The 13,389-nt window shown below is 40.3% G+C and carries 13 protein-coding genes and 1 pseudogene; 9 read left to right on the top strand and 5 right to left on the bottom strand.

Features of this window, described 5'->3' with window-relative positions; translation table 11 throughout:
• Positions 1–41 precede the first annotated feature (41 nt).
• From nrdR to AC1M83_RS08510, 5 genes are all read left to right on the top strand, one after another.
• Entirely contained in the window at positions 42–506 is a 465-nt protein-coding gene (gene nrdR / locus AC1M83_RS08530; protein ID WP_092767359.1) for a transcriptional regulator NrdR, read from the top strand.
• Positions 507–537: 31 nt separating this feature from the next.
• Positions 538–1,635, top strand: a complete 1,098-nt coding sequence (gene ribD, locus AC1M83_RS08525) for a bifunctional diaminohydroxyphosphoribosylaminopyrimidine deaminase/5-amino-6-(5-phosphoribosylamino)uracil reductase RibD (protein WP_180028157.1) — start codon at positions 538–540, stop codon at positions 1,633–1,635.
• Positions 1,632–2,924, top strand: coding sequence for a DNA adenine methylase (locus AC1M83_RS08520; RefSeq protein WP_180028158.1), 1,293 nt, complete (start codon positions 1,632–1,634; stop codon positions 2,922–2,924). The genes ribD and AC1M83_RS08520 overlap by 4 nt, the downstream gene beginning before the upstream one ends.
• Positions 2,925–2,952: 28 nt before the next feature.
• Positions 2,953–3,612: a riboflavin synthase gene (locus tag AC1M83_RS08515; protein ID WP_092767353.1), complete on the top strand. Its 660-nt coding sequence runs from the start codon at positions 2,953–2,955 to the stop codon at positions 3,610–3,612.
• A 111-nt stretch (positions 3,613–3,723) separates the two neighbouring features.
• Positions 3,724–4,272 carry a VTT domain-containing protein gene (locus AC1M83_RS08510; RefSeq protein WP_092767351.1) on the top strand — a complete coding sequence of 183 codons (549 nt, stop codon included), beginning with the start codon at positions 3,724–3,726 and terminating at the stop codon, positions 4,270–4,272.
• A gap of 44 nt (positions 4,273–4,316) precedes the next feature.
• On the opposite strand, the gene AC1M83_RS08505 is transcribed toward AC1M83_RS08510, so the two are convergent.
• From AC1M83_RS08505 to AC1M83_RS08490, 4 genes are all read right to left on the bottom strand, one after another.
• Positions 4,317–4,535 carry a hypothetical protein gene (locus AC1M83_RS08505; protein ID WP_035263886.1) on the bottom strand — a complete coding sequence of 73 codons (219 nt, stop codon included), beginning with the start codon at positions 4,533–4,535 and terminating at the stop codon, positions 4,317–4,319.
• Between the two features lie 109 nt (positions 4,536–4,644).
• The gene (gene blhA / locus AC1M83_RS08500; protein WP_092767349.1) at positions 4,645–5,253 is read right to left on the bottom strand and encodes a cell division protein BlhA; all 609 of its coding nucleotides are present in this window, start codon (positions 5,251–5,253) and stop codon (positions 4,645–4,647) included.
• Between the two features lie 30 nt (positions 5,254–5,283).
• A complete protein-coding gene (locus AC1M83_RS08495) occupies positions 5,284–5,691 on the bottom strand; it encodes a DNA polymerase III subunit chi (protein WP_481590446.1) in 408 nt (135 codons plus the stop codon).
• Entirely contained in the window at positions 5,691–7,130 is a 1,440-nt protein-coding gene (locus AC1M83_RS08490) for a leucyl aminopeptidase (RefSeq protein ID WP_092767344.1), read from the bottom strand. The genes AC1M83_RS08495 and AC1M83_RS08490 overlap by 1 nt, the downstream gene beginning before the upstream one ends.
• A gap of 143 nt (positions 7,131–7,273) precedes the next feature.
• On the opposite strand from AC1M83_RS08490, the gene lptF reads away from it, so the two are divergent.
• The 4 genes from lptF to AC1M83_RS08470 all read left to right on the top strand — a co-directional run bounded on the left by lptF (position 7,274) and on the right by AC1M83_RS08470 (position 12,308).
• A complete protein-coding gene (lptF, locus tag AC1M83_RS08485) occupies positions 7,274–8,374 on the top strand; it encodes an LPS export ABC transporter permease LptF (RefSeq protein WP_481590445.1) in 1,101 nt (366 codons plus the stop codon).
• Entirely contained in the window at positions 8,374–9,444 is a 1,071-nt protein-coding gene (lptG, locus tag AC1M83_RS08480; RefSeq protein ID WP_035263894.1) for an LPS export ABC transporter permease LptG, read from the top strand. The genes lptF and lptG overlap by 1 nt, the downstream gene beginning before the upstream one ends.
• 123 nt (positions 9,445–9,567) lie before the next feature.
• Positions 9,568–11,112, top strand: a complete 1,545-nt coding sequence (gene gpmI / locus AC1M83_RS08475; RefSeq protein ID WP_092767340.1) for a 2,3-bisphosphoglycerate-independent phosphoglycerate mutase — start codon at positions 9,568–9,570, stop codon at positions 11,110–11,112.
• A 20-nt stretch (positions 11,113–11,132) separates the two neighbouring features.
• Positions 11,133–12,308, top strand: a complete 1,176-nt coding sequence (locus tag AC1M83_RS08470) for a S41 family peptidase (RefSeq protein WP_228143113.1) — start codon at positions 11,133–11,135, stop codon at positions 12,306–12,308.
• Between the two features lie 28 nt (positions 12,309–12,336).
• On the opposite strand, the pseudogene AC1M83_RS08465 reads toward AC1M83_RS08470, so the two are convergent.
• Positions 12,337–13,305 (bottom strand): annotated as a pseudogene (locus tag AC1M83_RS08465) (sigma-54 interaction domain-containing protein); the annotation flags it as partial.
• Positions 13,306–13,389: the final 84 nt, after the last annotated feature.

Raw genomic sequence — 13,389 nt, 5'->3', positions numbered from 1 at the left:
GATACACTTGGTGCAAATAGAATTTGTTCAATTAAACTGCTATGCATTGTCCATTTTGCAACGCCGCTGATAGTAAGGTGATTGATTCACGTTTAGCTGCTGAAGGCTGCCAAATTCGCCGTCGTCGTGAATGTATTAGTTGTAATGAGCGTTTTACTACTTTTGAAAGTTTTGAAGTGGTGATGCCTCGTGTCACCAAGTCCGATGGTAAAAACGAACCTTATGATGAAGCGAAACTTCGTCGTTCACTCATGCATGCTTTACAAAAACGTCCTGTGACACAAGAACAAATTGAAGCGGTGGTCAGTGATATTCAACTTCAAATTCGTCGACTAGGTGAACGTGATGTGCGTTCGCGTACTATAGGCGAAATTGTAATGAAGGCTTTATTTGCCCTTGATCATGTCGCATACGTACGTTTTGCCTCTGTATATCAAGATTTCCAAGATGTAGAAGCATTTCGCCGTCAAATCGAACAAATGCAACACCGAGATCAAGAACATTAATCTCGCCCCAAATTCAACTTCAAGGTTATGAATGTCTGAGTTCTCGCAACAACAGATCGATCAAGATCAAATGTGGATGCGTCGTGCAATAGCATTGGCGAAGCAAGGTCAATATTCGACAAAACCAAATCCTAATGTGGGTTGTGTCATTGTCAAAGACGGACAGATCATTGGTGAAGGTTTTCACCCCCAAGCTGGGCAACCACATGCCGAAGTGTTTGCACTTCGTCAAGCAGGGGAGCAAGCACAGGGTGCAACCGCGTATGTCACATTAGAACCTTGTGCGCATTATGGTCGTACTCCTCCTTGTGCTAAAGGTTTGGTCGAAGCGGGCATTGCAAAAGTGATAGTGGCTTGTTCAGACCCTAATCCATTGGTTGCTGGTAAAGGTGTGGCTATCCTACAACAAGCAGGTATAGACGTTGAAGTCGGGATCTGTGAGTTGGAAGCGCGTCCTTTGAACTTAGGCTTCTTTAAAGCTATGTCTAAGGGATTACCTTATGTACGTTTAAAGGTCGCGTCGAGTCTCGATGGTCGTACAGCAATGGCTTCAGGGGAGTCGAAGTGGATTACAGGTGAATTGGCACGTCAGGATGTTCAACATTGGCGTGCAATTTCTGGTGCAGTGATCACGGGTATTGAAACAGTGTTGGCTGATGATTGTCAGTTGAATGTTAGAGCTCTACCGAATATTCAATTAGAACGAGTTGTGCAGCCAAAACGTGTGATTTTAGATCGTCAAGGTCGCTTACCTTTAGATGCTAAAGTGTTAGAGAATCCTGATACTGTCATGGTCATGGGACCATTTCGAGCAGAACTTGCACAACTTGGCGTGATTCAATTCGAAGTTCAGCCCTTAGTTGAGTTGCTAAAAGTCTTAAAAGATTTTCAAATCTATGATGTGATGGTGGAAGCTGGTGCAACCCTATCTACTGCATTTTTGCAGGAAAATTTGGTAGACGAATTGATTAGTTATATTGCACCTACACTATTAGGTCAATCAGCTCGTCCAATGTTTAATGCTGAATTTAAACAAATGGCAGAACAACTCCGTTTTAAACTTCAAGATGTAACTCAGTTAGGTGATGACATCCGTTTAAAATTAATCCCTGATCAAGAGTCGCTATGAGTACAGAGTCAACGGTTTATCATAAACGTCGCCATGCAGCACGTACGACAGATGAGTATTTGTTTAATCAACTTGTGCCTTATTTAGGCAACAAGCGTCGTTTATTACATTTGATTCTTGAGGCATTAGAAAGCACTGGAACTTTGAATACGAGTTCAGGTCGAGCGCCTATCTTTGCGGACTTTTTTGCTGGGAGTGGTGTGGTTTCTCGTTTGGCTCGTCAAAATGGCTACCGAGTAATAGCGAATGATTGGGAGCCTTACAGCCACGCACTCAATCATGCCATATTATCATGTACTGAAGCTCCTGCTTTTAAAGAATTAGGCGGATATCAGAAAGCAATTGATTATCTTAATCGCTTGCCTGAGGTCAAAGGATGGGTAACACACAATCTCTGTCCTCGTAATGATGAGATCTATGATCCTTCACGAGACCGTTTATTCTTCAAACGTCGAAATGGCATGCGCATTGATGCAATTCGTCAACAAATTGCAACCTGGCAAGCTCAAGGTGCAATTGATGATGTGGAAATGAGCGCTTTACTTGCACCTTTATTGTATTCAGCAAGTTTTGTGAGTAATACGTCAGGCGTATTTAAGAGTTTCCATCACGGCTGGGGCGGTAAAACTCAGACGGCTTTAGAGCGAATTGAATCATTACTATGGCTGACCCCAAGTCGTTTTTGTGAAAATTCAAATCTGACAGGCCCAGCAGCTGAAATGTGGTGTGTGGATGCTCAACACTTAGCAAACCAAATGAGTGGTTTCGAAGTCGATGTGGCATATTTGGATCCACCCTATAATCAGCATGCGTATAGTAGCAACTATCATGTATTGAATGCTTTGACTTTATGGGATCAGGTAGATTTACCAAGTCCAGATACTAAGGGTTTCAAGAGTGGAATCGACCGTGCTTGGCGTAAAGAACGACCAAGCCCATACAATTCTTCTAAACATGCCAAAGAAGCGTATGAAAAGCTTTTGCAAACCATTAATGCACGCTATATTTTGACCAGTTATTCAACGGATGGAAATATTGAGGCTGGCGATTTACTTAAAGCGAATTTAGAGCGTGGACGAGTCACAATTTTGACTCAAGATGTTCCAAGATATCGTGTGAGTAAGCAGCGTCAGTCTGAGCGTGCGCGCGTTCTTGAGTTTATCGTCATTACCGACACGCACGCAAAATCAGGACCGCCAATTCGACAGTTACTTGGTCAGTTACACCACTATGCTGAATTGGGTGGAGTTGATACTACAGGCGTCGCTGAACAATTGGATTTATGGTAAAAATAGAACAAATTTAAGAGTACCCATTATGTTTACAGGCATTGTAGAAAGTTTAGGAAAAGTCGAAAGTTTACAAAATGTAGGTGGTGATATCCGCTTGCGTATACAGACTGATCTTGATATGTCTGATGTTCACTTGGGTGATTCTATTGCGACTAATGGCATCTGCTTAACTGTTATTGCATGGGGCAATCAATGGTACGAAGCAGATGTGTCACTTGAAAGTATTCATCGTACAACTTTATCGAGTTGGAAGGTTGGGCAAACCGTCAATGTAGAAAAAGCGATGTTACCAACAACTCGCTTTGGTGGTCATATTGTTAGTGGACATGTAGATGTAGTTGGTGAAATTACGGTGCAACGTCAAGATGCACGTTCACTCTATTTTGAGGTAACGGCCCCGCCTGAAATTGCAAAATATTTAGCGGAGAAAGGTTCCATCACAGTTGATGGAATTAGTCTTACAATCAATCATCTACGTGGCAATGTGTTGAGTTTAAATCTTATTCCTCATACTGCAGAGCGGACCAATATTAGTACGTGGAAAGTCGGGACTAAAGTAAACTTAGAAGTCGATGTACTTGCACGATATATTGAACGTTTATTGCTTGGGGATAAGGCTGCTGAACATAAACCTGAGTCTAAATTAAGCATGGAATTTTTAGCACAGAATGGCTTTTTACGTTAAAAAATGATTAAAATAGAAAACAGCCTAAATTTTTAGGCTGTTTTTTTGTTTAAATAAATTAGGTATACAATCTATCTAAAGGAGAAAGCAACATGCTCAGAGAACTTCAGAATGATTGATTTTTTACTGCATTTAGAGCAGCTTTTACCTAGTTTATTAGAGCAATATGGCGTATGGATTTACGCAATTTTATTTTTAGTGATATTTGCGGAAAATGGTTCCGTTTTCATGTTTTTTTTACCCGGGGACAGTTTGCTCATCGCCATCGGTGCTTTATGCTCGACCACTGAGTTGATTCATTTGCACTATATGGGATTGTTATTATTTATCGCCTCAGTCCTTGGTTATATTCTCAATTTCTATACAGGGCGATGGCTTGGTATTAAATATTTTAGCGAGCACTCACGTTGGTTAAAACCTGAGTATATTGCCAAAACCAATGCTTATTTCGAAAAACATGGTGGTAAGACCATTTTAATTGCGCGCTTTATCCCTTTTGTACGTTCTTTTGCTCCATTCGCTGCTGGCTCTGGATATATGAGCTATAGCAGTTTCATGTTTTACAATATTATTGGTGCTTGGATTTGGATCGCACTTTTACTGGGTATGGGGTATGGCATGGGAAATATATTCTCAGCCGTTTTAGATTTTTTTGCTTAAATTGATACTTCAAACCTGTTAAAAAAAGCCCTCAGCGGGCTCTTTTAAATTTTATTAATGGTGAGTGATGTGCGATCAAACCAATTCTCTACCAAAGCTTCATCTTGAATTAAAAAGTCACCTTTTTTAGACTCATGTTTTAGATACACCAAAACGGATTGAAAATCTGCTCGACTAATCAATAGTTCTTGAGCACTTATCGTGACATGCTCGCCAGATTTCAAATGAGTGATTCGTTCAGAGATGTTGTTTAAAAGATCCATGGTGATACTTTCCTCATGTCCGTCAAATCGCAGAGTGCATTTAAATCACATTCATGGTGTGACAAATATGTTTCATTTTGATGACACTAAGCATCCACCGTTTGAGCCTCTAAGAGGGTAGAGATATATTTTTTAAAATAAGTTCGATCTCTTCTTTTGCTGCTGCTTGGAGTTTTGATTTAAAAATTTGTACGGCATCTTCAATCATGGTTTCAGCTTCAAGCTCGAGACGTAAACGAATCGTATCTAAATCTTGATGAATTGATAAATGCGCAGAAGAGTTTCCTGAAAAGTCCCGATGGGGTGTAGTCACTTTTTGGTATTTTTCAGTATATTCACCGATCTCTGCATCAATCACTTGTCGTAACTGTACGAGCGAATCGGTTTGTTGTTGAAATTTTAGATATTCGTCTTGTAGAAGCTTTTGATTATAAGCCTCTTGCAGTGCACGTTTTTCTGCTAATGATTTTTCTAAAGCCAATTGCTTACGAATACGAGCTTCTTCAATTAATCGTGCTTTTTCATCCGCATAAGCCTGTTCAACCTTTAACTGAGCCACTTGCTGGGCACGATTATCATGGTCTAACCATTGCTCTGGTTGAGTTTGAGGTTCGAGTAAATCACTGATGCGATTAAGGTCGTCGATAAAAGCTTGGCGAACCGCTTCTGGCGCTTTCAACCAACGTTTTTTAAAATCTTGACCGACATTAATGGCCACCGTGATTCTCCTTTTTCCAATGACAAAGCGCTAAAGTTTATGTGTTTGAGGTGAGATATCTAATTTTCGATAGGTTTTATATTTCTCTCGTCCAATTTCTTTGGCAGCTTCGTTGTTTTCAATAATTTCGATAATGTGACTGAAACGTGAAGGATCTTCAAGTGCATGAATGTGAAAATTAAACACGATCCATTCCTGAGTTTCAGGGAGCTTAGACGAAATACAAATAGCTGCTGATTGATCATCAATGCCATGTGTCAAAAAACTCTGTGGATCGAAACTCCAAAGTAAATCATCGAGTTCGTTTTGAATGCTCAATTCTGGACAATGAATCCATATTTTTGCAGGGTGATGCAGAATTTTTCGACATAAACGACAGGCACTTTGGACCTGTCGTTCTGGACTCTTTTCAAATAAGTAGAAGCTGATTTTAGACATTAATTTACGCGATTTGCGAGAAATTGAACCAATAATGGAACTGGGCGACCAGTTGCACCTTTTGCTGCGCCAGATGTCCAAGCTGTACCAGCAACATCTAAATGTGCCCAACGATATTCACGTGTGAAGCGTTGCAAGAAACAAGCAGCTGTAACAGCACCAGCTTTTGGACCACCAATATTGGCAATATCAGCAAATGGAGAGTCAAGCTGTTCTTGGTAGTCATCATAGACAGGCATACGCCATACACGGTCAAAGGATTGTTCACCAGCTTGAGAAAGTTCATGTGCCAGTTCATCATCTGGTGTGAACATACCTGTTAAAACAGAGCCTAAAGCAACAACACAAGCGCCTGTTAATGTTGCGATATCAATCACAAGTTCTGGGTTAAAGCGATTGACATAGGTCAGCGTGTCACAGAGGACTAAGCGACCTTCGGCATCTGTATTTAGAATTTCAACAGTTTGACCACTCATCGTGGTGACGATATCACCTGGACGAGTTGCATGACCTGATGGCATGTTCTCAGCGGCCGCAATTGCACCTACAACATGAATCGGAAGGCGAGCTTCACAGAGTGAGCGCATGGTTCCTAAAACTGAAGCTGCACCACCCATATCGTATTTCATTTCATCCATGCCTAAACCTGGTTTTAATGAAATACCACCCGTATCGAAAGTGATCCCTTTACCCACGAGGACGATAGGAGCTTGTTCAAGTTGACCTTGATATTCAAGAGTAATGATACGTCCAGGACGATCTGAACCTTTGCTGACTGCAAGAAATGCATTCATGCCAAGATCAGCAATTTGCTGTTCATCTAGCACGGTTACTTTCAATAAATCTGGGAATTCTGCTGCCAATGCAATTGCATGATCCGCTAAATATTCAGGAAAACAAATATTTCCTGGACGATTTGCTAAATCACGTGCAACGTTTTGACCGCTTTCAATTGCTTGAATTAAGTTGAGTTGATTTGACGTTAGCGTAGAGTTTGATGCAATTAGATGAACTTGTTCGAGTATAAAGTCATTTTTTTTTGACTTAAACTCGTCAAAAGCATAGGCAGATTGAGTGAGTTTAAGTGCAAATAAGTAGTGTAACTCATTCGGCAAAGCTGAAATATCAACACTGATTTGTTTGAATTTTTTTTGTGAAGCTTTGATAATAGTTTGTGCAATTTTTGCTAATTTTGCAGCTTTAACTTCTTGTGCATTACCTAAGCCAAGTAGAATGCTATTCGGTTGATTTTCAATTTGACCCAATAACGATAAAGACTCATTAAAACCTGCTTTGAATTGAGCTGCTTCAGTTAGGCTGTCTAAATTGTTGATTTGATAGTTGCTTTTAACTGCATGGGTGTTTTCAGAGTCGACTAAAATAACCAAATGTTGGCTTTCTGAAATTTGTGCCAATGATGTATTAATTGAAAGTTTCATATGCTTGTTGTGTGCCTATTGAGACCGTTTAAATCATTAAACCATTGAAACACTACCAATGATAGAATTTCAATGAGGTTTTATATTTTTAACATTCGGGTAAACTAGCGCTAGCCGATTTAACCTAATTTTGGAAGATTACTTTGATTATAAGACGTTACCTCGTCAAACAAGTGGTATCTACCTCTGTGGTTGTGATTTCATTGCTTACACTCATCATGTTGGGTGGGCGTTTGATCAAGTATTTTGGCGTGGCAGCTCAGGGTCGAATGGATGCAAGTATTTTATTTAGCATCATTGGCTACCGTCTTCCAGAATTTTTGACATTGATCTTACCTTTAGGTTTTTTCATTGGTCTCATGTTGGTGTTTGGCCGACTGTATGTAGATCATGAAATGGCGGTTCTCAATGGCAGTGGTGTTAGTCGTAATCAATTGGCTCGTTTATTGTTACCTCTCACAGCCATTTATTTGGCCATTCAAACGGTATTAATGGTATGGATGTCTCCATGGGGTATACGTGAATTTGAAAAGCTTACGACGACCCAAGCGGTTCGATCAGGCTTTGATTTGGTACGTCCAAAAGAGTTTATTTCCTCAGGTCCTTATACCATTTATGCTGGTGCACTTTCAGAAGATCGTAAAAACTTAAAAGAAATTTTCTTCTATCAGCGAGCAGATAAGCCTGAAAAACCTGACATCATGATTTTAGCGAAAGAAGCGATACGTGTTGAAATGGTCGGTGAAACAGCGAGTGTTGTTGATTTAACCCAAGGTCGCCGTTACGAAATTTATCAAGATAGTCCGAAATATAGTCATACTGAATTTGCTTCATATCGTTTGCGTCTTGAAAGTGATAAAGAGGCGAAATTTGAAAGTGGTGATGTAGAAGCGTTACCAATTTCGAAGTTGATTGAAGCTCGTGAAGATGCTGTAGTAGCCAGTGAATTGGGCTGGAGAATATTTGTGCCATTTACATTGATTGTGGCATTGATGTTAGCAACGGCATTGTCTGAGGTTACTCCACGCCAAGGACGATATTTAAAATTATTTCCTGCACTCTTAATTTTTGCTAGTTTGATTGTGGCATTAATGGCGATTAAAACCAGAATTAGTAAAGATGAGATTGGTATTTGGGCTTATCCCGCTATCTTGATTGTTTATGCAGTGGGTGCAGCGATTTTCTCGCGTAAACAAAAACTAGCACCTAAGTTAAAAAAACGAATTGAGCAGGTGAAATCATAATGTTGGCACGTCGAATTGTCGCAAAACATGTGACGAAAACCACAGCGCTGGCGATGTTGGGTGCTACAGCGATTTTATCAGCCCTTCAAATTCTTTTTACCTATATGGGTGAATTAGGCAGCCTGAAAGAAGGATATGGAGCTTGGCAAGCGCTTATTCATGTTCTATGGGCTTCACCGCAATATTTATATGAAATTTTACCTATTTCAGCATTGATTGGTGCAGTGCTCGGTTTGGGTTCAATGGCTTCAAATAGTGAGCTGATTGTCATGCGCGCTTCAGGGATTAGCCTGTGGCGTATTGTGGGTTGGGTCATGCGCTCAGCAATGCTCTTGGTATTGCTTTCATTTTTACTCAGTGAATATGTTATTCCTTACACCAATGAGCGGGCGGAAAGTATTAAAGACCGTCGTTCTGTTGCTGAGCTTGGCGAAGTCAAAGGGTATTGGACTAGAGAAGGTCAACGATTTATTTATATTGACTATGCAAATGCGCAAGGGCAGTTACGTCAAGTTGAGATGATGGACTTTGATCAAGATTATCGTCTGAAGTCAGTCTTGACTGCGAATCAAGGTCAATTTGTACAAAATGGACAATGGTCTTTAATTGAAGCCAGTCAGATGGATATTTTTCCTGAAGGCTATTCGAGACTGATTCAAACTCCTCAGCAGGATGTTGCTTTAGCGCTTCAACCTAAATATGTTCATATGGTGACGATTGATCCTGAAGATTTAGCTCCAAGTCAATTGATCAGTTTTATGCGCTATATGGATGAATATAGTCAAGTTCCTAAAACGTATTTACTTGCATTCTGGCAAAAAGTGGCTTCGCCATTTGCATTGTTGGCACTTGTACTGATTGCTTGCTCATTTATTTTTGGCCCTTTACGTCAACAATCCATGGGATTTCGTTTAGTAATTGCGTTATTTGTAGGGCTTGGTTTTTACTACCTACAAGACTTCTTAGGGTACGCGAGTTTGGTGTATTCACCATCTCCCGCTTGGTTTGTTTTTCTGCCAATTGTGCTTATCTTTGCGGTAGGTAGCTATTTGCTATATCGAGCGCGCTAGAGAATTTTTAAATTGAAAAATAGATGGTCTAGATCAATCAAAGCCATCGTGTTCAGATAGAGTCTTAATGAAAAATTCGTTAAGATACGTTGATTAATTTGTAAACAGAAAAGAGTGTATATCATGACGGATGCAACTGCTGGCAAAATCCCTCACGTTTTAGTCATTATGGATGGTGTGGGTCATCGTGAAGCGGTCGAAGATAATGCTTTTCTTGCAGCGAAAACACCTAATTTAACTGCAATGAAACAGAATCATCCACATGGTCTGATTTCAGGTTCAGGTGAAGATGTTGGTCTTCCAGATGGCCAAATGGGGAATTCAGAAGTTGGTCATATGAATCTTGGTGCTGGACGCGTGTTGTATCAAGATTTCACTCGTATTACCAAAGATATCCGTACTGGTGATTTCTACAAACATGAAGTATTGGTTGATGCTGTAGAAAAAGCAAAAGAAAATCAAAAAGCAGTACATATTTTTGGATTGTTGTCTGAAGGTGGTGTTCACTCTCATGAAGACCACATTGTTGCTATGGCAGAGTTGGCACTAAAAAAAGGTGCTCAAGTCTATTTACATGCTTTCTTAGATGGTCGTGATACTCCGCCAAAAAGTGCACAGCCGTCTTTAGAGAAATTAGATGCACTATTTGCCCAATATCCAGGTCAGGGTCGAATCGCAACGATGATCGGTCGCTATTTCGCAATGGATCGTGACAATCGTTGGGATCGTGTCGAACAAGCATATCGTTTATTAACAGAAGGTGAGGCTGTTCGCGTAGTTGAGTCTGCTGTGGAAGGTCTCGAACAAGCGTATGCTGCTGAAGAGTCAGATGAGTTTGTGAAAGCAACACGTATTGGGGATGTAGCCGCAGTACAAGATGGTGATGCTGTTGTTTTTATGAATTTCCGTGCAGATCGTGCTCGCGAATTGACAAAAGCATTTGTTGAACAAGGCTTCGATGGTTTCGAGCGTAAAGTTGTGCCTCAGCTTGCGAAATTTGTCATGTTAACGCGCTATCAAGCGACAATTAATGCGCCGGTGGCATATATGCCAGAACCGTTGGTCAATTCAATTGGTGAATACCTGTCTAATTTAGGTAAAACTCAATTACGTATCGCGGAAACTGAGAAATATGCCCATGTGACTTTCTTCTTCAGTGGTGGTCGTGAAGATGAGTATCCAGGTGAAAAACGTATTTTGATTCCATCACCAAATGTTGCAACCTATGATTTAAAACCAGAAATGAGTGCTTATGAAGTCACTGATGAGTTAGTGAATGCAATTAATTCAGGTGAATTTGACTTACTCGTTGTGAACTATGCAAATGGCGATATGGTTGGACATACAGGGGTATTCGATGCTGCCGTTAAAGCAGTAGAAGCAGTGGATGTCAGCTTAGGTCGTGTCTATGATGCAGTGATGGCGAAGAAAGGTCATATGTTGATCACTGCGGATCACGGTAATGTTGAACAAATGCAGGACTATGAAAGTGGTCAAGTCCATACTCAACATACAACTGAGCATGTGCCATTTATTTATGTAGGTCCAACTCAAGCAAAAATTGCAGAGGGTGGGGTGCTTGCAGACGTTGCACCGACATTATTGAATTTAATGCAGTTGCCTGTTCCTGCTGAAATGAAAGGTCGCAATTTAGTGACTTTAGTTTAAAAAATAAGAAGGAATTCAGTATGAATCCATTGTTATTCAAACTCATGTTAGGTCTAGCTTTAAGTTTGAATGGGGTTCATGCTTTCGCTGCTGGATCTAAGGGTCCAGCAGTTGATCCTTTAGAAGAAGACTGGTCATCAAACAGTTCAGAAGTTCCGATTGAATCTATACAGCAGTTTGTTCAGATTTACGGTACAGTAAAAGAAAACTATGTCACTGAAGTCACTGACGATCAGTTATTTTTACAAGCGATCCAAGGTTTGGTGAGTGGGCTAGATCGTTACTCTCGCTATTTATCTCCAGAAGATTATCGCCAACTCCTCAAATATACCGAGGAGGATTTAGCGAGTATCGATTTTGATCTTAGCTTTGATACCTCACGAGGTTTATGGCAGATCGAAAATTTAGATCCCGATAGTGACTCGGCAAAATTAGGATTGGCCAACGGCGTTACACTTTACAAAATTGATGGACAAGAGCTTAGATTGTTAAACCAAGATCAAGTCAAAGACTTGCTCAGCGGCTCGATTGGATCAACCATCAGTTTACAAAGATCACCGAACTCATCTCCAATTATTTTAGTGAGAAATCAAAAACTAGATGTTGCCGATATACAAGCACATATGCTGAGTAATCAAGTTTTACTATTAAAGGTGAAAGTTTTTCAGCAAGATACTGCGAATGAAATAAAACGTTATATCGATGAGCATCATAGCCAACAACTCAAAGCTGTTTTAATAGATCTAAGAAATAATCCGGGTGGATTATTATCTTCTGCTGTGGAAACGGCAGATTTATTTTTAAATCAGGGTTTGATTGTATCTACACGTAGCCGTTCAGAAGGTGATCAACAATTCCAAGCTTTACCTGGACATGAATTTACAGGGCTTAAAGTCGGAGTATTGATTAATCAACGTTCGGCTTCTGCAGCAGAAGTATTTACGGCAGCAATGAAAGATCATCAACGCGCCGTAATCATTGGTGAAAAGAGTTATGGTAAAGGTGTTGTGCAAAAACTCTTTCCACTTGAAAATGGTGCGGCACTACAAATGACAGTATCTCATTACTTAACACCCAATGGCGTCGAGATTGATGGGCAAGGCATAGCCCCTAATATCGAATATCCTTGGCCGCAGGATATGAAAGAAGAGGTTTACCTCCAACACGCAGCCGATTTGTTGTTAAGAAGCCGTTAAATATCATCAATATCGGGGTGATGCTAAGTTATTCATCTTCAGTATCTAAACCAAATTTTTTTAAACGATATCGTAATGAGCGGAATGTCATTCCTAATTTTTTGGCGGCTAGGGTTCTGTTCCAATGCGTTGAGTTTAACGCATTAATTAAAACTTCTTTTTCTACTTTCTCAAGGTATTGTTCTAATCCCTCTTCGGGCAAACCTTTGGGTGTCTGAGAAGGTAAATCAGTAGTTCCTTCAATTTGACTATTTGGTTGTTGTGCTAAAGGTGGGGATGTTAAGCCTAATGAAGGGCTTTTAACATGCTCGACGGCTATGAGCTTATCATCGCAAAGTGTAAGTGCACGCTCGATGATATTTTTAAGTTCGCGTACATTACCTGTAAATGGTTGTTGTTTAAGGAATTGTATCGCATCTTGAGATAGTTGAGGGGCTTCAATACGCCATTCACTACTGATTTTATCAATAAAATGTTGAGCTAGAACGGGAATATCTTTGGGTCTATCGCGGAGTGGGGTAAGACGTAAATCCATCACATGAATTCTAAAAAATAGATCTTGTCTAAATTTGCCTTGCTGAACCAATTGCTCAAGATTTTGATGGCTTGCACTGACAATTCTAAAATCAACATCAAGCTCTTTATCACTGCCAATCGGACGTATTTTCTTTTCTTGAACTGCTCGTAGCAATTTAGCTTGCATGGCGAGTGAAAGCTCTGCAATTTCATCTAAAAATAATGTTCCGCCGTCAGCTGTTTGAATTAACCCTTGTTTGTCTTGGTCAGCACCCACAAAACTGCCTTTGATATGACCAAATAATTCACTTTCCATCAGGTCTTCATTCATCGCACCACAATTGATCGCGACAAAGGCATGATCATGACGATTACTGAGTTGATGAATAAGATTCGCAACGATTTCTTTACCAGTCCCTGATTCACCTGTAATAAAGACGGGTGCTTGTGATCGAGCTATTTTTTTGATTGCTGTACGAAGCTGTTGAGTTTGTTCTGAGACACCAATCATCAGTTGTTCCTCAAGTGGAAGCTGATTGAGATCATCATCCACTGCAGGGGTATG

Source organism: Acinetobacter sp. 25-47-130 (assembly GCF_056779705.1).
The sequence above is the reverse complement of the archived record's forward strand: the minus strand, read 5'-3'. Positions and strand labels throughout refer to the sequence as shown.